This window comes from candidate division KSB1 bacterium, from assembly GCA_022566355.1.
Classification (GTDB): domain Bacteria; phylum Zhuqueibacterota; class JdFR-76; order JdFR-76; family DREG01; genus JADFJB01.
In genome coordinates, this window is the sequence record JADFJB010000024.1 from 1 (window position 1) to 24475 (window position 24475).

A 24475-nucleotide genomic window follows, 5' to 3' on the forward strand; every position below is an offset into this window, starting at 1 on the left:
GGGGAGACATTGACATGGATAAGATTGCCCATTTAGGTTTCAGCTGGGGAGCAGATGCGATCGGCGCTGTTTACGCGGCTATTGAAGATCGGTACCGCTCTGTCATCTTCATCGGCGGAGGCATCCAACCCTACATCAGGCTCTTGCTCCCTGAAGCGAACGCGATTAATTTCGCACCGTATATCAAGCCTCCCAAGCTCATGTTGCACGGCAGGTATGATGAAGTGGCGGCTTTCAAAACGGAGGCGCTACCGCTTTATACCTTGATGCAAGAGCCAAAACGGCTTGCGTTGGTTGACGCCGGCCACATGCCGGCATTAGAGATACGGGCCCCGATTATCAATAATTGGTTGGATGAAACCATGGGACCCGTCAAGTTTGAATAGGTTGGAAATAACATCACTTAGATTATTTCAAACTGCGTTGTTCGTGGTATAACGAATAAGCGTTCGCACTCGATCCCAGTTTTTTGGGTCGATGTGCAACGCATGGTTGAACTTAGCCGCCCATCTGGATTTATCATTTATGTTTGTATTTTAGGTTTTGAGAGATTTAGGTTATATCGTAACCTAAAAAGACGAGAACACCTTGGTTATTTGATTGTTTGTTTAGCAACACGACCCTAAAAGGTACAAATATTACTAATTTATTGCAGATTAAACATACTCTACCAATTCGTTAGATTACGATTTTAATCAAACCCCCGGTATGATTGTTTGCACCTGCCCGAAAACGCGGCTGGTGGTTTTCGTCTTCAACTTCAATGTTGTTGGCCGCTAATTTCGGCAGGTGATCGCCGGCCGTTATGCCTGTCATAAAACATACTTAAAGGAGATTGCTTATGAAATTCTTCAAAAAACTATTTAACAAAAAAGATAATAATGCTGCTTTATAAGAGTTGAAGTTGGTGACATAGGTTCGGGGTGCGATCACTACAAACGTTTAGAGCAAATAAAGGAACTATCCGGTCTCACAGAAACTAAGAGTGCTGAAAATCTACTCCAACTTTTGCAGTACGATGTTAGGGGCGAAATTTCCCTACATTCGGCAATTGCACTCTCAGTTAGAAAGGATTTTGTATCTATAAACGAACTAATTAAGACCATGTATAACGAAGCGCCAGTGCAAAGTGCGGGCGGATATCCACCCAGGACTGGGCAAGGCGTATTTCCAAGAATGCGATTACTTTATTCTTATGCGCTGGAGATTGGATTTACGGACAAGACTTCTTGGGACAAGGGAATACGCGATCTGCATAAAGTTGCAGAGAATGAACACGGCACATTTTGCTATACCTTCTTCAAGGCCGTTGGAGTTAAATGACGGACAAATTGCACCTAATCGGTGTTTTTACCTATTGTTATCCAGTGTTGCTAACCAAAAAGGAAACCGAACAATACGAGGAATATTAATGATAAAAAAAGAATACGATTTCTCTAAAGGCGAGCGTGGTAAATTCTATCATACCGATGTTCAATTAAATCTACCCGTTTACTTGGAGCCTGAGATAGCTGAATTTATTCGCAAGTATGCCAAGGAGAAAAACGTTGACACCGAAACAATTGTTAATGAATGGCTACGAAATAACATTGCTGTAATAAGATCAGTTTTGTAGTTCGTTCAATAATCAAAGCAGAATAAATACTAAAGGCAAGTTGTTTTACAAAATAAAAGTCGGTGCATCATTGGCTAACACTGTGGAGTTGACGGCAAGGTTCCTGCTTTTTGGGTTGCTTGTGCGTCTTATTCAAGTTTATTTTAATTTTAATCATTACTTTAAGCGCTCGTTAACCCGTCGTAATTCACACTTACTCTATCTATAGAAACTATCGCTCTTCAGGAACACGGCATTGCGAACATCCTTGATTCCGATACTCAATGCATTTTTTGCCGTGGGACTTGTTTCGCTGCCGGGGATGATGACCGGGCAGATTTTATCGGGTATCTCTCCTCTACTAGCGGTTCGTTATCAAATCATGGTGATGTGCATGATATTTGGTTCGGCGGGAATTTCGACGGCGCTATTTCTGACATTCATAAAATCGAATCTTGAACTCTTTAAATAGCAACCTCAAAAAGAATTGAAAATTATGAAAAAAGGTTAATGAGCACTTTGGTTTTTAACTGTAGCCCTCAATGGAGGATGTTATGCAGCTTATAAACATGTTAACGCAGCTCGCCATTTGTTCTTTGCTAGTCTTGTTTTCCACCAGCATTGTGAAAGCAGAGGGCAACCCCAATAAACCCAGGAGTCGCAGCAATTCATCAACTCCTGCGACAGGATTTGAATGCGGGGTTTACAAAGGATCGGACCAGGAGTTCTTGTGGCATTACTACCAATACCAGGCAAGAATGAAAAGTCTGAACAAGTCAGGAGGAGTATTACCCGGTAGAGATTTTGTTTTTGACGATGTCGCGGTGATTGAAGATGATGGTAGCTTCCTTATTACCGGTATTAATCTGTTTGACACGGATATGAAGACTTTTCATTTTACACCAAATGCTAATAATGGCTATGATGTTGCAAATATTGCATTTAGCTTTGATTCGGATTTCGGCAACAACCTTAATTTGGAAGATGATGCGAATGCGACGGCCGACCTCCCCTTTATATTTACTTATTATGGCGGGAGTTGGACCGCTATACATGTAAACGCTAATGGCATCATTAGTTTTGGCGGCGACATTAATGCAAGCTCAGGCCGTTTCAATAATAATGATTTTTTTAGTACCCTGCCAAAAATTGCCGCTTACTTCATGGATTTAAATCCGGAGGAGAGTGGCGATGTTTTTTTCAAAAGTGAATCGGGCAAAGTGACCATTACCTGGAATCAAATCGCTGAGTTCCGCACAAATAACCTGAATACCATCCAGTTAGTACTTCGTTTTGACAATACTTTCGACATCTCCTTCAATGGGGTTACGACTAAAAATCAAACCAGCGGCGCCCCAATTACTTTTGGAATTCATCCCGGCGGTATGCCAAATCTAGAAGCAATCAGCTTTTCGGATAATATCCCTTTTACCGGACCTGCCGGCGCCGGAATATTTGAAACCTACCTTAATGTTCAAAACCCGATGGTAAACCGTTTCGCTTTAATGAATAGGTTTTATCAAACTTACCCCGACAGTTTTTTTCAAGCAGTTTTCTTTACGAATTTTCAACAAACCATGCGTGGTTTCGCCAATTCAAGAACAATTAAGACTAATATTCAAGGGATTGGTGTACGTATTCGAGACGGAAGCCAAGCCTATGGTAGCAATAGTATTCTTGAGAGTATTTGTAATATGAACCAAATGAGCGTCTGGCCGATCGATCCCGAAGCACGATTGCCTTCATCCGGGCATACTTTTTTGACCATTATGGGCCAGGAATCCGGACACCGCTGGGGAGCGTTTGTCAATTTCGTCGATGCGAATGGAGATACGAGCGATTTAATCATCGGGCGTCAGGATGCCCACTGGAGTTACTATTTCGATACCGACCACTCGGTGATGCAAGGCGGGGATTGGGAACACGTTTCAGGAAACACATTTACCAGCCGGACTCAGATAGATTTTTTTAGCGAACTCGATGAATATCTTATGGGGTTGAGAGCACCGGAGGAGGTTGCCCCTACTATTTTTGTCAGCAGTGCGACGAATGACTTGTTAGCTAACCGCTCGCAAGGACCACCACTCATGAATGCATTTGCGACAGGAACCGCTGTGGAAGTGACTATTGAAGCCATCATCGCCGCCGAAGGGCCGCGGCTTCCCGCTGAAGCTGATGCGCCCAAAGACTTCAGGCAAGTGTTTATGCTTGTCATCCGGAATGGCAGCACGCCATCACAAGGCGATCTTGACAAGATCGCGAATTTTCGCAGAGTTTGGCAGGATTATTTCGAGCGTTCCGTCGATGGCCGGATGACCTTGAACACAAGTCTCACCCAAACATTTCCTGTAGCTGTAATCTCGGGCCATGTCCTGGATGAGGCGGATCATGCCATAGAAAATATCACGGTAAAATCCTCAGAAAGGGGATTTGTGCAATTCGTCCCTGGCGGCGGCCGCTACACATTTCGCTACCTGGCTGATGCAAATTCAGGGACAGGCGAATCCATTACGATCATTACGGACGCCCCCGGCTATGGTGCGGATACCCTGGTCACCAGTATTGCTTATGGAACAGAAACTGAGGTTGATATCGTGCTTCAAGCAATTGCAACTTTTGTAGCGGAGACAGAAAACCAGGTGCCCGGGTCCTTTGCTTTAGAGCAGAATTATCCCAATCCGTTTAATCCTGCCACAACCATTCAAATCAAACTGCCTGTACAATCAGAAGTGACTTTGGCTATTTACAATTTGAATGGACAGCTCGTTCGTACTTTAGTTCAAGAAAATCTTCCTGCCGGAAATCACAGCTTTCTTTGGGATGGCCGGAATGAGCGGGGCAGCGAAGTTGCAAGCGGTCTATACGTGAGCCGGCTGAAAGCAGGGCAGTTTACCCAACACCGGAAGATGCTGCTAATGAGGTAGTGGGGAACAGATTTTATCAGGTATCTCTCCTCTACTTGCCGTTTGCTATCAAATCATGGCTATGTGCATGATATTTGGTTCGGCTGGAATTTCGACGGCGCTATTTCTAACATTCATAAAATCTAATCTTGAACTATTCGAATAGCTTCGGATTTTGTTACAGAAATGTTAGATTTGCCTTGACTATTTCAACCTTGTTGATTACCTTGGATTTATTCAAAAAATTGAATAATCCGTTGGGGAAACCATGGTAGCGTTGCACCATACAACTTCAAAAACTGAAAAACCGAATAGTTGGAGCAGGTTTCGACATTCATTTGCAACACACCGCTCTGTCCAAGGAGATCATTAAGATGCAAAAGAGAATTAGTAAGATTCTAAAAATCGGGCTTCTCTGCCTCGTAGTAATGCCAAGTATCATTTTTGCGAAATCCGGTAAAACCGATTCAACACAAATACAGTATGGCACCAATGTTGCCGGTTCTATCTCATCACCTTCAGAACGTGATTATTACACTTTTGCTGGTGAATCCGGGGACGTTATCTTAATTCGAAGCACTGAAGGCAAGACTAACTTTCAACTGCGTGTGGAGCTGTTTGGTCCTGACGGTGCTTCTTTGAGTAACGAATCAAGTCCTGGTGTCACCGAATTGCGTGTCGTGCTTGCTGATTCAGGCACTCACGTTATCCTTGTTAGAGAAAACGGGGCAGCTATCGGAGGTTATAGAATTAACATCGATACTGACCAGCACCTGTTAGCGACTGCAGATACTCTATCCGGAAGCGGCTCTACTGAAGCCGTATTAGACTTTGTTCAACGCAAGGCTTACTTGTTTCTCGCTTCGGTTGATAGCGAGGTACTTATCAAGATGACGCGACTATCAGGTTTTCTTGATCCTCAGCTTGAACTTTATGGCCCCAGTGGTGAATTAATTCTAAGAACCAAAAACGGATCATCAGCACAGATCAATAGCTCCCAGTTTAAGATTTCCGGTTCATATCTTTTAGTTGCTAGTGATGACATTGGAGATAATGCCGGAACTTACCAACTTGCATGGTCCGGTCTGCTTAGTGGGTCCCTAATTCAGATAACATCTGTCGAAGACCTACTTGGCATTGTTTCTGTGGGGACAGCAACTACACCACAAGCAACGTTTACAAATATCGGTTGGCAAGAGGAACGATTTGCAGCAAACTTTCAGATTCATGATATCTATGACGAGCAAATAGATGATATTCATCTACTACCCGGCCAAAGTATAACTTTGTCATTTCCGGTTTGGGTGCCTTTAATTGCCTCTACCTATCCCTATTCCTTTTCCTCATTTCACCAGACACTATTGGGGGGTGATACGGAGACGGGTTTTGTGGTCGTCAGCAAATCAGCAAAAGGAACCGGACCAGAAATACACTTGGTCACGCCCCGTGTAGGATTAAATGGGGGCCTTTTCACAATACGGCTGAGCGGGAGGCGTTTTGAGGAGGGAGTAACAGCAATACTTAGCAAACAAGGTGAGCCTGACTTGGTGTCGGACAGCCTATCGACAAACTTTATTAGTAGCGATACAATAGATGTCACTTTCGATCTGGCAGAAGCCGCCGAGGGTTCAGGCGATATCAAAGTGGTCAATCCCAACAGTGACTCGTATACTTTTTTTTCGGGGTTTAAAGTTCTTGAGTTTGAAGGCCAGGAGCTTGCTTTCGGTCAGTGGGAGGAATTTAATGTTGCTAAAGGCACTTCATTAGAAGTTGGCGTAAATGTTCCGCTGGGACAAGAAGACCTCTTTGTGTTAGTGAAGAAATCTACGAAAATAGGTTACTCAGGAACATGGCGTGGCAATATTCGCCTTTCAACGGAAGGACAAGAGATCGCTTCCAAGAGTGGCAATAACGACTTCGAAATACACCTTAAGCAACCAGAAACCGGCTTCTACACCATAAAAATCTTTAGTAGTGATCTTGGTGATGGACAGATAAAAGTTTGTGGGGCATTGCCTGAACTAAAACTTGGCGAATGGCAAAAGGGTGAAGTTCTTAGACCTTATGGTTGGGATTGGTTTCAGTTAGACGTTCCGGCCAATCAATCGACAATATTCTTTGAGACGGAAGGTTTCGGTATTTGGAGTACGCTGGATATTTTCTATGAGTACATCGGCAACCAGGAGCAGCACTGGCAAATTTCAAGACCACGCAACGGCTACCACTTGGAAGGCCAGATCAACAACCCATCTGCGGGCCAGTATTACTTGCGATATATGGACTCGGCAGTAATTACAGGAGCGGATCGGCAAAGAAGAGAGTATTTGATTATTTCAGATACCAAACCTGTTGAACAGCCTCCGCCATCTGATGTTTCTATAACAGGACTATCTACTTACAGAGGGGGAACCGCTAAGCCTGTGACTTTCGTGATTTCAGGTTCAGGTTTGGACCCCAAAGCCTCAGTTATCTTCATCCGCGATGGTTATGAAAACATTCTTGCTAATAAAGTAGTCGGCGATTCTACGAGACGATCCTTAACCGCTACCTTTTTGTTGTCGGGCGCCGAACCTGGTGAGTGGGTTCTAAAAGTAGTAAACCTTAATGAACAATATTCTGTTGCCCCAAAAAGTTTTACTATAGAGAGAGTAGGTGAACCAGATGTTTGGGTAGAAATCATAGGGCGAAGCATAATCCGGTACGGTCGTAATTTCAAATATATTATTAAGTTTGGTAATCGGGGCAATGTTGATATCTATGATTTGGTTCTCTTCATAAATTTGCCCAAGAAAATACTTATTACACAACACTTTCCGAATATCCCTTCTATTGTTTTTGATCCTTTAAAGGAGATTGGGGTACCATGGGAAGATTTCCCAATGATTGTTGAAACGAATGATGCACAAGTATTACCAATCTGGCTGCTACGTTTAGGGGCTGGAAGTGAGTTCTCTTTTGAAGTAGATGTTAATGTCCCCTCTTCTTTAAATAGTAATCTCTTTTGGATGGAAGCAGATTTACGCATTGCCAGTAGTTCTAGTTTTAGTATGACAGGAAACATTGATAGTATTGCAACATCCCCAATATTCAAGATCTTTGAAGACGCTATAGTCGATAAGTATTCTAACTCTACTTTCGTCACGAAAACTGCATTATCATATCCTCCACCATTTCGTGAAAAGGTGCGAAAGTCTGGTCAACACATTACCAATGCTCTTTGGAATCATGCTGTTCCTACTTGGACAATCACTGGCGCGACATTAGGTGTGGGATATTGGGATTTTGGCTAGGAGGTCCCGCAGGTGCAGGTTTGGGTATTCGAATTGGGGGAGGGCTTGGTGCTGTTGGTGATCTGGCAGCAACTGGTTCTGAACTTATAAAAGGCGGGAATGCCGCGATTGATGGGTATTTCGATAGGTTAGAGGCACCCTTAGCCGGTTCCCTTACGCCAGAAGATAAGTTCGGACCAAAAGGATATAATATCACGGATTCTTCATCTAACTCAGTTCAGAGATACACTGCAATGGCCGAAGCTTTCTCCTATCGCATCGACTTCTGGAACAAAGAGGATGCTACGGCGCCGGCGCAAGAGGTCTTTATCGTTGATACGCTGGATGCGAATTTTGATGATACCACCCTCAAGTTTAGGCAGACAGGCTTTTTGAGATGGTCAGTCGAGCTTGAGGGCGGGCATTATTTCAACGTCGATGTCGACATGCGTCCTGACTTCGATTTGATTGTTAATGTCGAAGGCAAATACGATCAGGATAGCCGGGAACTGCGTTGGACATTTCGCTCCCTCGACCCCGCAACAGGCAAGCTGCCGGAAGACCCATTGGCCGGATTTCTACCGCCGATTGATTCTACGGGCTATCAAATTGGCTGGGTTTCCTATTCTGTTAAACCCAAATCAGGTTTATCAACGGGCACCAAGATTAAGAACCAGGCATTTGTGAACTTCGATGGGGTTGGTCCATGGAATCCGGCACCACCAAATCCAGATAGTGAAATCCCAGGTTTAGGTCCATGGATAAATACAATTGATGCAGATTTGCCAAATAGTAAAATACTCTCCTTTATTGAACTTCCGGATACGAGAGCAGATTCGAGTATGTTTGAATTACATTGGACTGGTTCCGACATCGGTAGCGGAATTTCAGACTATACAATTTATGTGGCTGATGGTAGTGGCGCCTACGTTCCCTGGCTCCGTAATACCAGAGTTACTACAGCAGTCTATGTCGGAGTACCAAATATAGATTATTCCTTTTACAGCATAGCGAGAGATAATGTGGGTAATCGGGAAAAAACACCTGCAAAGCCAGATGTTGTCACCAGCATCTCAGATTCAGATGGCAATATCCCAAAGAAATTTGCATTATACGACAACTATCCAAACCCGTTCAATCCGACAACGACAATTAAGTACGATTTACCTGAGGCTACAGATGTAAAGCTGGTGATTTATAACATTCTCGGCCAAAGAGTCAAAACACTCATAGACAAGAAACAGTTGGCTGGTTCATATACCGTCCAATGGGATGGCAAGAATGGAACAAATCTAAAGGTTGCTTCCGGCGTTTACATATATCGAATTGAAGCTGGTAAAAACATTAAGGCGAGAAAAATGCTACTTCTCAAATGATCGAAAATGATCAATCTTGAGACTAACGATCATGTTATGTGTAAGGTTACCATAGCAAAAAGAATATTCAAAATGTATGGGAAGAAAGTAGTTTACTTTTGAGGGGTAAAAATTTATGAAATAAGAATTATTTCTGACGGTTTTACAACCCGTGTAAGAGTGAGCTGCAGAAACAATAGGTGCTACGAGTGGCTATTTCTTTGAATACTTTTTGTGATAAAAAGGGGAGTTTTACCGGACCTTGCCAGGTTCCGGGGAAGCGAAATGCACAGGTCAAATCACGATAACCCTTGCCTTTCGATAGTTGTACCTGTATCTTTGCATTTATACAGTTAATTAATTAGTAGATTCCCGCTAAACTTGTACCCGTACGTTTTTAATGGGAAAGCATGCGGGAATGACAGAATGGGTGTTTTTCGGTCAGAAACTAATGACCAAACACACTCAACCCATTTCACTTAAACTCAAGGAGTGTCTTATGAAATCAAAACATTGCCCGATCCGATTTACACTTCTTATTCTTGCCTTGTTCATCGGACTATCGGCATTCATATTCACCCCGAAGCATGCTGTGGCTCAGCAAATCCCTTCTCCGGAGAGCTTCTTCGGCTTCGAAATGGGTGCCGATCGTAAACTTGCACGCTGGGATAAACTTGTGGAGTATTACCACCTTCTCGGCAGCGAGAGCCCGAGGCTGAAAGTCGTGGATATGGGACCATCCACATTGGGCAATCCTTTTTTAGTATTGTACATATCCTCGCCTGAAAATCTGGCAAGATTCGAAGACTTACGTCAGATTAACGCTACTTTGAGCGATCCCCGGGGTGCTAGTGAGTCGGAAATAAAGGATGCCATTGCCCGAGGTGTGGCGGTCGTTGTACAGTCGTTCGGGCTCCATTCGTCGGAGGTTGCAGCAAGCCAGGCTGCGGCGGAGATCACTTATGATATGGTAACCCGCGATGACGATGAAATGCTCCGTATCCTGGACAATACCATCGCGATCATGATCCCATGCTTCAATCCCGATGGTGAAATCATGATAACCGACTGGTACAATAAAACTGTGGGGACAGAATTTGAAGGCGTCGGTTTGCCGTGGTTGTATCACCATTATATCGGCCACGACAACAATCGCGATGCGTTTATGCAAAACACTATCGAGTCCGTTTACGGCGCAAAGATCATCTTCAAGGATTGGATTCCCCAGGCTTATATCGATCATCACCAGATGGGAGCTTATGGCGCCCGGCTTTATGTGCCGCCCTATGCCGAACCGATCCGTCCCGGCGGCGATCCGCTAGTATGGCGTGAAATGGCCTGGTACGGAGCGCATATCGCTTATAAAGAAGAGGAGGCTGGTAAAGCCGGAGTGGTGAACGCGGCAATCTATTCAGGTTGGGGCCATTTTGGCTTTCATTGGATTACCCCTTTCCACAACATTGCAGGAATGCTGACCGAATCCGCCAGTGCACGGTTGGCGACTCCGCTCTTTCTGCATCCGGATCAGCTCCAGGGTTCTCGCCGGGGTTTGCCCGAATACCAGGAGCAGACATCGTTTCCCAACCCCTGGAAAGGCGGCTGGTGGCATGTGCGGGATATCGTCGAACAACAGAAGATCGCTGCAATCGCTGCGCTGGATATGGCGGCAAGAAACCGGGAGACCGTCCTCCGCAACGCCTATCTCAAAGCCAAACGGCAAACGGAGCGTGGTGCAAATGGCAAGCCTGCGGCGTTCGTTATTCCTGCAAATCAGCACGATCCTCTCACTGCAAAAAAAATGATAAACACATTACTCGGTCAGGGGATCGAGGTACGGAAAGCCTCGTCTGCATTCACTCACGAAGGCAGGGTCTATGGTGCAGAGTCGTTTGTTGTGTCCATGGCGCAACCCAAACGGGGGGTGATCCGCTGGCTATTGGGCCGGACCTACTATCCTGACAATTCTTACACGCGCGACCGTGACGGCAATCCGATTCGCCCATACGATATGTCTACCGACAACATTGCCGAATACATGGGTGTTCGGGTGGATCCTGTCGATACCCCTGTGGAAACAGACCTGGTACGGGTGGCAGAACCTATCTCTCCATCGGGACAAGTGAATAAAGGGCAGCACGGATACGTCCTCGATGGCCGATTGAACGATAGCTTTACAGCTGTGAACTTGCTTTGGAATGGCAAAGTCAAAGTGAGGCGTGTCGATCGACAGGCTGCTGGTTTGGATCCCGGTGACTTTATCATTCCCGCATCCGCCCCGGATGATCTCGTTGCCGAAGTGGCCGGGAAAACCGGTGTGGATTTTAAAGCGCTCAACTCTGATGGATCGTCTGTGAGCCGGCCGCTTAAACGCATGCGTATCGGGATGTACCAGCGCTATCTCGGCGGCAACATGGATGAAGGGTGGACCCGATTATTGTTGGAGAAATTCGAATTTCCATATGCTTCGTTCAAAGATAAAGAACTGAAAGCAGGTAACCTTCACAAAAAGTATGATGTAATCATCCTGCCGGACGACAACATTGCCACCATGACCGGAAAGCGTCCGGAAGGCAATGATTTTTCCAGCCGCAGACCTGAGGCCTATCCACCGGAATACCGCAGCGGCTTCGGGCAAGAAGGCGTCGATGCGCTCAAAGCTTTCGTCGAGAAAGGCGGCACTTTGGTGACATTTGGACAAGCCGGAGAACTCCCGATCGAAAAGTTCAAACTGCCGATCCGCAATGTCGTAGACGGTGTATCCTCTAAAGATTTCTGGTCACCTGGCTCGACATTGAGAATGGAATTCGACAACAGCAATCCCCTCGCTTATGGCATGCCGAAAGAAGGGCTTGGGTTATTCCTGAGAAATAATGATGTCTACCAGGTTATCCCGAGTGAAAAAAACCACCGCATTGATCGCATCGTGACCTTCGTGGAGCGCGACATTCTCCAAAGCGGCTGGCTGGTTGGCGGGGCATTGATCGCCGAGAAAGCGGCAATGGTATCGGTAGAACATGGTGATGGTGTGGTGATTCTTATCGGATTTCGTGCCCAGCACCGCATGCAGACCCATGGCACATTCAAGCTGGTTTTTAACGCCCTGGTGAGTGGGCCGGCTGGAAATTGAGTAAAAAATATACTTGAACACTGAGACAATCGGCTTTCGACGAGTTCATCCTGAGCTTGTCGAAGGGCTCAAGCAGCTGAATTTAAGCATGGTGAGCGGAGTCGAACCATGAATATCTTATATCGAATTTATAATAGTAATCAATTAAAATATGATGATTTCAGGAGTTTTTTATGGATTTACCAAACGCACCCATCCCGCAAACAGGATTTTTTGTCACTCACTTTTTAACGGTCGAAGACCAGTCGAAATCCAGGGAATTTTATGTTGGCATCCTTGGCGGAAAAGTCGTTAATCCCGAAAATCCCTGTATCATAAAACTGGCAAACTCCTGGATCATACTCAACTCCGGCGGCGGGCCTACGCCGGATAAACCGGAAGTATTTCTTGAACCTCCGCAAGATCCCAATAAAGTCAACAGTTTTTTGAATTTGCGAGTGGCGGATATACAAAGCTGCTACAATGACTGGAAGGAAAAAGGCGCGCACTTTCTAACGGAACCGCTCGACAACCATGGCTGGGAAATTCGATGTTATATGCGTGATCCTGATGGCTATATCCTCGAAGTTGGACAAGCGAGCCAAAAGATGATCGATTTATTCAACGCTCACGAAGGTTGAAATTTAAGATTTAAGTTCAACGGGAATTATGTGCCATATTGCTTTTATATTTCAATTCCTGATTTTTCTTGATTTTTGCAGGTCTGTTGGTTATTTTTATATAATTTCAAAATAGAATAATCCGTTGGGGATTTATGGAAACGTTGTACTACAAAATTTCAAATTCTCAAAAGCCGAAATTGCCGGATGAACGGTTTGACGCCTGGGCGGTTTATCGTCCTATTTATGATAAGATACATCTTCTCCGGCTTGTTCCGGCTAATAAATGATGGAAAAGGCAAATGGAATGGAAAGTGAGTTTTTGTGTGGAATCCCCTATAATAAAATCTTGGAGTTCGGCTTGGAAATAGATTGGTTGAATAAAAAATGAGTACATTGTTATAATACTTTACGGAAGGAGGTGATAAAATTGCAAGAATGGTGGAGTTCATTGATGTTTACTCAGAAATTTTTCTGGGTAATTGCTACATTTTCCTCATCAATTTTCATACTTCAATCTTTGATGACATTAGTTGGTTTTCAGGGTGATTCCGGAGATGTGGATGGAAGCCACGATGAAGATAGTTCCCATTCACATGCGGAAGACCCAAGTGATACCGGGTTTTCTTTTGCGCAGTATTTTACAAGTCACAATATGGTAGCATTTTTTATGGGATTTTCCTGGAGCGGATTGGCTTGCCTTGATTATGGTATTCACATCATTTTTACAGGTTTGATAAGTAGTTTGGTTGGCGTTGTGTTTGTTGCTGTTGTAGTTTCACTCTTGACTGGACTCTCAAAATTGAGTAGTGACGGGACTGTAAGATTAAAAAGTGCCATCGGAAGCTTAGCCAGGGTATCAATCGAGATTCCGGCTTTATATGAAGGTCAGGGTAAAGTATCGATGACCATCAGTGAAGTATATAGAGAAATGGTAGCTGTTACCGGTGAGAGCAAACCACTAAAGAGAAATCAAGAAGTCAAAGTTGTTGGGGTTGTGAGTAATCAATTAGTAGTAGAAAAAACCAACTAATCTAATTCGATATTTTATCGAATTTAATCAATAAATACGGGAGGCACAATGTATATACTTATTGTCGTAGGTGGCTTGGCTGTGATAGTCTTTGTTACGCTGATCAGTGCAATGTCACGTTATAAACGTTGTCCATCAGACAGGGTTCTGGTGATATTTGGTAAAGTCGGCAAGGATAAAACTTCCAAGTGTGTTCATGGAGGCGCGGCATTTGTCTGGCCATTGATACAAAACTACAAGTTTCTTTCTTTGCAGCCATTAACCATTGATATTCGATTGGATGGCGCTTTGTCAAAGCAAAATATCCGGGTTAACATACCCTCAAGATTTACGATCGGCATATCCACTAATCCTGCCGTAATGAATACGGCTGCTGAAAGAATGTTAAGTATGGATAGGAATCAAATAGAAGAAAACGCCAAGGATATTATTTTCGGCCAGCTGCGTGCAACCATCGCCACAATGGATATTGAGGAGATCAATGCGGACAGGGAAAATTTTGAAAAGAAAGTTATGAACAATGTGGAGTCCGAACTAAAAAAAATCGGCTTAATGCTAATCAATGTCAACATAACCGACATAACCGATGAATCCGGATATATTGAAGCATTGGGCAAAAAAGCTGCTTCTGAAGCTATCAATAGAGCTAAAGTTGAAGTGGCCAAACAAGATCGTGATGGTGATGTCGGTGAAGCGCAAGCCAATCAAGATAAAAGAGTCAAGGTATCAGAAGCGAATGCAAAAGCTGTAGAAGGCGAGAATAATGCTAAAGTAACTGTGGCTGCTAGTGAATCTGATATGCGGATTAAACAATCTGAAGCAAAAAAACTAGCTGTCTCTGCTGAATTGATAAATGCAGCAGAAGCTGAAAAATCAGCTTACGAAGCTCAAAAAGCTGCTGAGTTGGCGCGTGCGCAGAAAGAGGAAGCTACTAGGAAAGCTGATATTATTGTACCGGCGGAAATTGCGAAAGAAAAAGTAACACTTGAAGCTGAAGCTGCTGCCGAAAAATTACGTCAAGAAGGCAAGGGCGAAGGCGATAATATCCGCGAAAAACTTAAGGGAGAAGCGGATGGTATTAAAGAGATACTTACCAAACAAGCTGAAGGTTTTAAGCTAATTATGGAGGCTGCTGATAATAATGCTGATGCAGCCGTTAAATTGATGGTTGCTGATAAGCTGCCGGAAATAATCAAAATCCAGGTGCAAGCTTTGAACGGTATCCAGATTGATAAAATTGTGGTTTGGGACCAGGGCGGCAGTAACGGTGATGGATCTACTACAGCCAATTGGCTATCTAATTTTATTAAATCCGTGCCTGCTTTGAGTGATGCATTTGAATTAGCGGGTATGCAATTACCGGAAATACTGGGTAAATCCCTAGATGGTAATAAAGTAAATAATTCACCAAAAGAAGAAGCAGTTGTTGTTGATTCTGAGGAATCTACAAAAGAAGAAAAGAAAACTAAGTCAGAATAATATTCGAATTTATACAAAGGCCATAGAATAAAATCTGTGGCCTTTTTATAACATTGGCGGCCCGACTTCGACGCGTATACTCGCAAGTGGTTTAATCGGGTAAGGGCGCATTTTTAACGCCCTTCCCACAACATCCGCCATGCTTTATTGCGGGACAAGCGAGTCAAAAGATGAATGATTTATTCAAGGTATACAAAGGTAGAATTTGAGATTTTAACTCAATGGGAATTGTATGTCATCTAGTTTTATCTTTCTATTTGATTTTCCTTGATTTTTGTAGACCTGTTGGCTATCTTCGGTTTAATTTAAAATTTTAATAATCCGTTGGGGATTTATGGAAACGTTGGACCGCACAATTTCAAAACCTCAAAAACCAAAATTGCTAGATCAAGTTCACCAAAAATTCTGAATAATAACAGTCAGGATACGACCTTGGTCTACACGTATGTTTTGAACCAAGGTGGTAGAGGTGTTCGCAGTCCTGCTGATCGTTTAAAATAAAATCAATATAATTTTACCCCTCCGTGTCCTCTGAGTCTCTATGGCTGTTTTTGTCAGTGTAAGTCTGTGGCAGTCACCTATACTGGCAAAGAAAATAATAAAAATGTATTTAAATATTTGTTTTCTTGATATTAATAACTATTATCAATGAATTGGATGAACGGCTTGATTTGTCATCTATAAATGGTAAGAACGACTTGTTTATATCTATGTTAGCAACCTCAAAGCTTGTAGAAAATAGAAGCTGTATTGCCAAAATCAGGTCTAAAATAAACAAATATGAACAACGATTATATTTACATCTTATAAGAGGTCTCAATGGTGGAGGCTGGCACCGAGAACTTCAAGCGGCTGAATATTGACAGCACGCTCGTAGGTCACTGTTATAATTGACAACATTACGGCTAACATTTCGCTTCAGCTGACGGCTGCACCTGTGCCATAATTTTCATTCTTTGATTGAAAATTGTACAAATACAGCGTAGCTGAGTTCGGCGTTTAGGCGGGTAATCTACAAATTATATTAAAGAAGTGTTGCTAAATGAGAAATAAACGCAATTGTGTTTATACCACTAAATAGGGGTTATAAGAACAATTGTTTTTATAGGTTCGTTAGCTGCTATAACAAAAAATTAATTAAATGAAACCGATAATTTCTCTTGTGGTACCATTATACAATGAAGAAGAATCTATAGGATTTTTGGTCGAAAGACTAAATAATTTAATGAATTCTCTGAGTCTTGAAATTGAAGTCGTGTTAGTAAATGATGGAAGTCAGGACAAAACAGAAGAGTTAATTTATGCAATTGGCATGAATGATAAAAGGTACCAAATTATCTCTCTTTCAAGAAACTTCGGACACCAGTTTGCGATAACTGCAGGGTTAAAATACGCAAATGCAAATGAGGCTGTAATGATTTTAGATGGAGACTTACAAGATCCTCCAGAGCTTCTCGAAACATTTTATAAATACTATGAGCAGGGTTATGATGTTGTTTACGGGGTCCGAAAAAAGAGAAAAGAAAGCTTCATACAAAGAATAAGCTACCATACATTTTATCGCATTTTAAGATCCTTATCATTGGTAGATATACCTCTCGATAGTGGTGATTTTTCTCTCTTAAGTAGAAGAGTTGTAGACTTAATCAATTCCATGCCGGAAGAAAGCAGATATATAAGGGGCATGAGGGCATGGGCTGGTTTTAAGCAAATAGGAGTCGAATATGAACGAGATGCCAGAGTCGCAGGTCAATCAAAATATTCTTTTAAAGAGTTGTTTAAATTGGCCTATAATGGCATTTTTAACTTCAGTGTATTACCCATTAAATTCATTACTTCTCTTGGTATTGGATCGATATCTATAGCACTTCTGTATTTTCTTAAAGTTCTGTATCAAAAAATATTTTCTGATGATGTACCAATTGGGTTTACAGGGCTTTTGTTTGCCATCATATTATTTGGAGGTGTACAACTTGTTTGTCTTGGAGTAATTGGGGAGTATGTATCCCGTACTTTTTTTCAAGTTAAACAGAGACCTTTGTTTATTGTTAAAAACAGGTTATTTAATGGAGAATTAATTGAAGAAGGAAAGTAGTCCAAAGAATAGCTCAAAAGTAAAGAAGTACAATACAGTTGAAAATAATAAGACAAAATGACAAGAAGTATAAATGAATAACAAAATAGAAATTCTATCTGCTCCAGAAAAAGTTGACATGGCTGATGAATGGTATGAGTTTGTTTCTCTTCAACATTTTTGGATAAAAGCAAGATTTAATGCAGCGAAACGAGATTCACTCATTAATAGTTTGTCAAATGTTAAACTATTTGAAATAGGTTGTGGAAATGGGCTTATAATTCGTCAATTTGAATCACTTTCTGGTGTGACCGTTGATGGATGCGATCTAAATATGTTTGCCCTAAACCAAATTGAATATACTAATGGGAGATTATTTTGCTTAAACATATTCGAAAAACCGGAGGCATTAATTAATCAATATGATGGCATATTATTAATGGATATAATTGAACATATACCTGACGATAATGAATTTTTGAAAGTGTCGACCGAGTACCTGAAAAATGGAGGACTGGTTATCATAAATGTACCAGCACTCAACTTTTTATATAGTAAATACGATCGGTTAGTTGGCCATAAAAGGAGATATACAAAAAAAATGATAGAAGACCTGTTTGCTCTAAACCAAATTGAAAAAGTAAGCATTGAATATTGGGGGGGGAGCTTGTTGATTATTGCTCTGGTTAGAAAAATAATCATTCCATTTATTTCCAAGAGTAAAATCGTTCAATATGGGATCGCTTCCCCCAATGACAAGGTCAATTGTTTATTTGATAAAATCCTCAAGCTTGAAAACCGCATATTTCGATCTTCAATATTAGGTACTTCAATAATTGCAGTAGGAAAATTGCGAAAGTGAAAAGCACTAACATGAGAAGTAAAAAGAAACAACATAGAAAACAAAAGCATAGAACGTCCTCCAAGGCATCCTACAATAAGCCTAACGAAAAAACAACGGTTTTTTCAAATGATGTAATTATGTATTTATTTACGTTGCTTCTTGCGGTAATCTATTTCGCATACTCGAATGTTTCCGATGGCATGTACCAGGATGATGAGGCAGCTCATTTTATTTCCATGAAGAATTTTTGGTATGACCCATCAAGCATATTAGGAAACTGGCCTAAAACAGGTTATAAATTGGTTTATGCAATTCCATCTCTTTTTGGTGAAACTTTTGTAAAAGTTGTTAATTGTTTAGTTGCCGCCTTTACTTCTTTTTTTTGTTATAAGATAGTAAAACAACTCAACGGGAAATTTGCCATTCTTGCTTTTGTATTACTGGCAAGCCAACCTATGTGGGTACAACTCAGCTTTAGGAATTATTCCGAAATTATTAGCGCATTCTTACTTGTGTTAGCGCTTTACATGCACTTCAAAAATAAATCAGTGTGGGCAGTATTATTATTATCTTACGCTTGCCTAATAAGACAAGAGTTTTACATTCTTTTAGCAGCCTATGGAGTATATTTATTGTTCAATAAACAGTTTAGGGCAATACTGATCGGATCAATACCCCCTGTTTTTTATAATATTTGGGGGGGTATCGCAACAGGTGACTATCTGTATTTAATTCATCAGATTTTTGAAACTTCTAGCACTTATGGGGATGCTTATCCCAGGCAAGGAATAGATCATTACCCGTTGGTATCAGAAATTATTTATGGTGTTACCGTTCTCACACTTTTAATAACTTATATTGCTTCAAAAGTAATAACTTGGAAAAAGATAAACTTGTACATTTTTCTTCCTGCAGCCATTTTTTATTTATTACACTGCCTGTTTAACTCAAAATCGTTGAATTTTGGTCCTTCTAATGCGGGGAATCATCGTTATTTGATTGTTATAGCCCCATTACTAGCTGTAATGGGGGCTCTAGCCTTAGATGAAATAAAAAAGATGCCAAAAAGAAATTTATTATTGATTTTCTTAATCCCGTTTTTATTCATAATTGGCTATTTCTGGTCCTATGAACCAAAGGGAATACATATAGGAGATATAAGAAATTGGGTGCCCCTTGTCATTGGAAGCTTTAGTACTCTATTTATACTATTGCCTATAAAAAATAATACAATCATTACAGTAGTCTTTATGTTCTTACCTGTTATTAGTGTATCAAAAAGTATCAAACCAATTCGAAAAACTCCAGAAAATGTGACCCTAGAAAAAGTAGTTACATGGTACGAACGACAAGTTAAAAGCAATAATAAAACGCAGTACGAAATAGATGAAAATACCCAAGTATTTTCTCAGCATGCTTTGTTTTTATACTACCAAGGCAAAACAAAGTATGATTTTAACAAAGTGCTTCTGCCTGTCAAACATGAATACGTAGATACTGCAGATGTTGGGTCGTTAATTATTTGGGACTCTCACTACTCTTACCGGCCTAAACTGAGAGAAACCAGCATACCGGATCAATATTTCCTTAACCGTCCCCTTGAATACCGTTTAATAAATCAATTTCTATCAACTGACAGAAGGTTTAATGTCAAAGCTTTTTTAAAAGTTAGTGAATCCGATAAGCAATTTGAGGAAGGTTTGGCTAAATTTAATAGTAAAAAATATGATGAAGCTATATCCTATTTTAATGCTTCGATAAACAAGAATCCTCAAAATTACGTCTCATACTTTTATTTAGGTTCATGTTATCAAATTCAAAAAAACTACGATAGGGCACTAACTTATTATAATAAGTCCATAGAAATAAATAATTCCTTTCCAAAAGTATCGTTATACAGAGGGAATTTATATAGCATAACCAACCGCAATGACTTGGCATTAAATGATCTTAATACTTACGTTATGCTTAAACCTGAAGACGCTAATGGATATATGAATAGGGGTAGCATATTCTTCAATTTAAAAAAATATGAAAATGCATTTAATGATTACTCATTAGTAGTTAGACTAGCTCCCTATTACGCCCAGGGTTATTACAAAGCTGGTTTGTCGCAAATTAAGCTGAACCAGAAACAAAATGCGTGTTCAAATTTTGAAAGCGCTAAAAAGCTTGGATACAAGCTAGCTGAAAATGCTATTAAACAATATTGTAATTAAAGTAAGCGAGATTTTATGTTTCAGCAGCTAACAAAGTATAAAAAACATAGGGCATTACATGGGTTTCGGCAAGCTGTTACTCTCAATAAACTTCTTGCTCCGTTGACGGGAAATTAGCTCAGAAAGCCCCACGTTTTTTATACAGAGCCGTTGAGAGCAATAAATGAAAATAACACATAACCCCTAAACCCCGCAGTCAGAGAGGTGAAGGGGTTATGCTATAAACGTCAGCTACCAAATATCTTTTTAGTGAAAACCAATTGTTTCACCCAAAAACCAGAAATTTAGAAATATTTTAGTTTAGTTGTTAACTAGAAAGGTAAAAAATGAGATCGATAAACATCCACGAGGCAAAAACCAACTTATCCAGGATTGCTGAAGAGGTTGCCGCTGGTGAAGAAGTTATTGTGGTAAAAGCAGTTAAACCAAAAATGAAGCTTGTTCCTATTGATAACATCAAAAAAAAGATAAAATTAGGCGCGTTAAAAGGAAAGATCCAAATCAGCAAAGATTTTGACGCCCCTTTACCTCCAAATATTATTGATGAATTTTATGGCCGGAACCAATGAGATTATTACTGGATACGCATATTCTACTATGGTGTCTGGAAGGAAGCGATGATTTACCGGATTAAACGCGACAATTGGTTTTATCCGCTGATGAAGTATATGCAAGTACTGTTAACATTTAGGAAATCATTATTAATCTTTTGCACATTAAACCTGATCATGCTATTAAACTTATAGATTTGGAAGATTATCATGGAGATCCATTTGATCGCATGTTAATTGCCCAGAGCCTTGTTGAACCATTGCATTTGGTTACATGTGATTCATTAGTGGCAAAATACAATGCTAATATTATTAGAGTGTGAATGTCAATTGGCAACAGCAACAAAGAAATATACTATTCTATAGTGCCCATAAAATAAAAATAAGGGAGTAGTCCAATATTTATTTCATCAAGTTGAGATGACAACAGAATTGGCGTGTTTCCAATGCCCGCCGCCGGTTAAGCGCCGACCGTTATACTTTTTGGAATTTATGGAGTTAAAAGGGTGTTTTTTTTATTGATTTTAAAAAAATACAAACTATCTTTTTGCAAAGAATTGTTATCTATATTTATGAGTTTACATCATGAATAAATCCATTCCTTTTTTATCAATACTCATTTTTTTACCAATTCTAGCTACCATTGGAAACACACAATTTATTAACCAAAGGTTAAATGCATTTGTCCCTGATTTTCAGGTTAATGAAGATACTGGGACTGGTCCGCAGAACTCTTCTTCGGTTGCATTAGATGATTCTGGTAACTTTGTAATTGTTTGGGAAGAAAAACGCAATGGTGCCAACAATGATATATATGCTCAAAGATTTTTAAAAGATGGTACTCACATAGGTAACGGTTTTAAAGTTAATGATGGCGGGTTGGAAAGTGAACATAATAGTCCTGAAATTTCAATGAATAGAATTGGTAATTTTGTGATTGTCTGGAAAAGCGGAGGTAAAATTTTTATTCAGCGCTATTTATATGATGGCACAAAGGCTGGTAAAAATTTGATAGTAAATGAGTTTAATGGTAATCATCCGCAAGTGGCTGTTGACAGCTCAGGCGTTTTTATAGTTATTTGGCGAGATTATAGAAACACTGAGCCCGACATCTATGGCCAGGCATATTCAAAAGATGGAATTGCAATAAATAATAATTTTAAGATAAATGAAAATGAAGGAATCGCCAATCCAGATCTTGCCGCCAATCCAAAAGGAGAATTTATTGCCATTTGGAAAGATTTGCATGATGGAGGGGTTTATGTTCAAAAGTTATCAAGAAAAGGAAATCTAAATGGGCCAAATATTAAAATAACCGGTGAAGATGCAAATTTCTTCCCATTTCGTCCAAGAATAGCGATGGATAATAATGGTGATTTTATTGTTGCCTGGAATTATTTGGATAATATTTATGCCCAGCCTTTTTTTGGATACGGCTCTCCAATAAGAAATACTTTTAAAGTTAACAAAATAAATGGATTATTTCCTTCCAAACCTTCCCAACATTCAATATCAATAGACAATGACGGACGTTTCGTAATTGTATGGAGTGTTAAAGGGAATATTTATGGGCAGGCGTATAATAAATCTGGAATCGGTATTCTAGGCAATTTCAAAATTAATCAAGATGAAGGTAATGCAGCTCAGAGCCAACCGGCAATACCACAGAGGAACTTTGGGAGTTTTATTATTTCATGGACCGATTATCGAAATATTCAAGATATTTATGTACAACAATTTTCTAATGACGTATTCGTACAGGCCCTAGGTGATAATTTTAATGTAAATAAAAATCAAGGGACACTTTCGCAAAATAACCCGGAAATCGCAGTGGACGGTAGTGGGAATTTTATTATAACATGGCTGGATTACCGCCTTGATAAAAATTTTGATATTTATTTGCAAAGATTTACAGAAACAGGATCACCATTAGACGGGGCTTTTCTGGTAACCGACAATTCAACTAATGTTATTAGTCCGCAAGGCCATGATGTTGCAATGGATAAAAAGGGAAATTTTGTTATAACCTGGCAACATGAAGAGGAGGGGAAAAACGAAATTTATGCTCGCTTTTTTACATTTAATGGAGCACTAAACAAAACATATTTCAAAGTGAACGATGACATCGGTGAGTATAATCATTGGCAATCCGTGGTTAATTTTTTTCCTGATGGAAGATTTGTAATTGTTTGGACAGATACACGAGAAGGACATCAAGAAATATACGGGCAAATTTATGATTCAAAAGCGTTACCTATAGGTGATAATTTTAAAATTAGTAATATCGATTCCACCAATCTCCTAAATCAAATATCAATTCTACAGCTAAATAACTGCGGTAATATTAGTATTGTAGGTAGTGATCAACCGGCAATGGCTATTAATGAAGATGGAGATTTCGTAGTTGCCTGGAATGATTATCGCCATACATTTTATGATCATTGTACTCTTGTTAATATAGTTATCTATGCCCGCTTGTTCACAAATGAGGGTGATCCCTTAGGCAGCGAAATCCAAATAACAAAAGAAGATTATTATAATAATCAATTCAATCCATCAGTAGTATTTAAAGATAGTATTTTTATTGTTAGTTGGTATAATGATTTAATAGGTACCATCTTATTACAAAGATTTAATAAAGATGGAGACCCTTTAAACGAAGAAATGAGTTTTATGGAAGATGAAAAGGACATAAATCGTGGTAAGTTTCCAAGTTTTTCTATGAATGTTGAAGGAGATTATATAATTGCATGGCCGGGAAGTAGGGACGTTTATGCTCAACGATTCTCATTTTTAGGCATTCCCATTGGTACTAATTTTCGTATAACCAATACTTCCACAGGTTATCAAGATTATCCGGACATTGTCCTTTTTAATAATAAAATATATAGTACATGGGTGGACAATAGGACCGGTGAAACCGGTTATGATATATGGGCCAATATACTGGATTGGGATATCCCTGTTACCGTTAGAGATAAACATCTAAATCAAGCAGGATCTTATAGTTTAGATCAGAATTATCCCAACCCATTCAATCCGACAACTACTATTAATTATTGGCTTAAGACTGGTAGCAAAGTAAAGCTTGTCGTTTATGATATAAACGGTCGTGAAATAAAAATGCTTGTCAACCAACATCTGCCTGCAGGAAATCATTATATAAATTTTGATGCGTCTGATTTATCAAGCGGTGTTTACGTTTATAAACTTAAAGCAGGTTCATTTGAGCAAAGCCGCAAAATGATATTATTGCGTTAATTCCAGTTCTCGCGGTAAGTTCAAAGCATAACGAATCAATTAACACGGAACAAAGGCAAGGACAATGAATTGGCAAAAGGAAAATTATGCTAAGCCTTTGTCCGGTTATCTCGACGTTATCTATAAAAACTATCACTCTCCAAACAATAGATTTTACTTTGTGGCTA

Annotated in this window: 17 protein-coding genes and 1 pseudogene; 17 read left to right on the forward strand and 1 reads right to left on the reverse strand. The window is 40.4% G+C overall.

Going from position 1 to position 24475, the window contains the following annotated elements; all coding sequences use genetic code 11:
- Nucleotides 1–14: 14 nt before the first annotated feature.
- Complete coding sequence (locus IIC38_06360) at nucleotides 15–386, forward strand: hypothetical protein (GenBank protein MCH8125569.1); 372 nt, start codon at nucleotides 15–17, stop codon at nucleotides 384–386.
- Between the two features lie 292 nt (nucleotides 387–678).
- Here IIC38_06360 and IIC38_06365 read toward each other — a convergent pair whose 3' ends face one another.
- Nucleotides 679–816, reverse strand: coding sequence for a hypothetical protein (locus IIC38_06365; GenBank protein ID MCH8125570.1), 138 nt, complete (start codon nucleotides 814–816; stop codon nucleotides 679–681).
- A 306-nt stretch (nucleotides 817–1122) separates the two neighbouring features.
- On the opposite strand from IIC38_06365, the gene IIC38_06370 reads away from it, so the two are divergent.
- The 16 genes and pseudogenes from IIC38_06370 to IIC38_06445 all read left to right on the forward strand — a co-directional run bounded on the left by IIC38_06370 (nucleotide 1123) and on the right by IIC38_06445 (nucleotide 24308).
- Nucleotides 1123–1323, forward strand: a complete 201-nt coding sequence (locus IIC38_06370; GenBank protein ID MCH8125571.1) for a hypothetical protein — start codon at nucleotides 1123–1125, stop codon at nucleotides 1321–1323.
- A gap of 91 nt (nucleotides 1324–1414) precedes the next feature.
- On the forward strand, nucleotides 1415–1615 hold the full coding sequence (locus IIC38_06375) for a hypothetical protein (protein MCH8125572.1): 201 nt from the start codon (nucleotides 1415–1417) through the stop codon (nucleotides 1613–1615).
- Between the two features lie 244 nt (nucleotides 1616–1859).
- Nucleotides 1860–2066 (forward strand): annotated as a pseudogene (locus IIC38_06380) (ABC transporter permease).
- 82 nt (nucleotides 2067–2148) lie between these two features.
- Nucleotides 2149–4518 (forward strand): T9SS type A sorting domain-containing protein, encoded by a 2370-nt coding sequence (locus IIC38_06385; GenBank protein ID MCH8125573.1) that lies wholly within the window; start codon nucleotides 2149–2151, stop codon nucleotides 4516–4518.
- A 10-nt stretch (nucleotides 4519–4528) separates the two neighbouring features.
- On the forward strand, nucleotides 4529–4663 hold the full coding sequence (locus tag IIC38_06390) for an ABC transporter permease (protein MCH8125574.1): 135 nt from the start codon (nucleotides 4529–4531) through the stop codon (nucleotides 4661–4663).
- A 505-nt stretch (nucleotides 4664–5168) separates the two neighbouring features.
- Nucleotides 5169–7787, forward strand: coding sequence for a hypothetical protein (locus IIC38_06395; protein ID MCH8125575.1), 2619 nt, complete (start codon nucleotides 5169–5171; stop codon nucleotides 7785–7787).
- Nucleotides 7772–9142, forward strand: coding sequence for a T9SS type A sorting domain-containing protein (locus IIC38_06400; GenBank protein ID MCH8125576.1), 1371 nt, complete (start codon nucleotides 7772–7774; stop codon nucleotides 9140–9142). Before IIC38_06395 ends, IIC38_06400 begins: the two co-directional genes overlap by 16 nt.
- Nucleotides 9143–9620: 478 nt before the next feature.
- Nucleotides 9621–12248, forward strand: coding sequence for a peptidase M14 family protein (locus IIC38_06405; protein ID MCH8125577.1), 2628 nt, complete (start codon nucleotides 9621–9623; stop codon nucleotides 12246–12248).
- A 173-nt stretch (nucleotides 12249–12421) separates the two neighbouring features.
- Nucleotides 12422–12868 carry a VOC family protein gene (locus IIC38_06410; protein ID MCH8125578.1) on the forward strand — a complete coding sequence of 149 codons (447 nt, stop codon included), beginning with the start codon at nucleotides 12422–12424 and terminating at the stop codon, nucleotides 12866–12868.
- A gap of 433 nt (nucleotides 12869–13301) precedes the next feature.
- A complete protein-coding gene (locus tag IIC38_06415; GenBank protein MCH8125579.1) occupies nucleotides 13302–13880 on the forward strand; it encodes a hypothetical protein in 579 nt (192 codons plus the stop codon).
- 48 nt (nucleotides 13881–13928) lie between these two features.
- A complete protein-coding gene (locus tag IIC38_06420; GenBank protein MCH8125580.1) occupies nucleotides 13929–15359 on the forward strand; it encodes a flotillin family protein in 1431 nt (476 codons plus the stop codon).
- Between the two features lie 1141 nt (nucleotides 15360–16500).
- Nucleotides 16501–17454, forward strand: coding sequence for a glycosyltransferase family 2 protein (locus IIC38_06425; GenBank protein ID MCH8125581.1), 954 nt, complete (start codon nucleotides 16501–16503; stop codon nucleotides 17452–17454).
- 73 nt (nucleotides 17455–17527) lie between these two features.
- Nucleotides 17528–18295 carry a methyltransferase domain-containing protein gene (locus IIC38_06430; protein MCH8125582.1) on the forward strand — a complete coding sequence of 256 codons (768 nt, stop codon included), beginning with the start codon at nucleotides 17528–17530 and terminating at the stop codon, nucleotides 18293–18295.
- Nucleotides 18292–20496: a tetratricopeptide repeat protein gene (locus IIC38_06435; GenBank protein MCH8125583.1), complete on the forward strand. Its 2205-nt coding sequence runs from the start codon at nucleotides 18292–18294 to the stop codon at nucleotides 20494–20496. The genes IIC38_06430 and IIC38_06435 overlap by 4 nt, the downstream gene beginning before the upstream one ends.
- 326 nt (nucleotides 20497–20822) lie before the next feature.
- Entirely contained in the window at nucleotides 20823–21065 is a 243-nt protein-coding gene (locus tag IIC38_06440; protein ID MCH8125584.1) for a type II toxin-antitoxin system Phd/YefM family antitoxin, read from the forward strand.
- 567 nt (nucleotides 21066–21632) lie between these two features.
- Nucleotides 21633–24308: a T9SS type A sorting domain-containing protein gene (locus tag IIC38_06445; GenBank protein MCH8125585.1), complete on the forward strand. Its 2676-nt coding sequence runs from the start codon at nucleotides 21633–21635 to the stop codon at nucleotides 24306–24308.
- Nucleotides 24309–24475 lie beyond the last annotated feature (167 nt).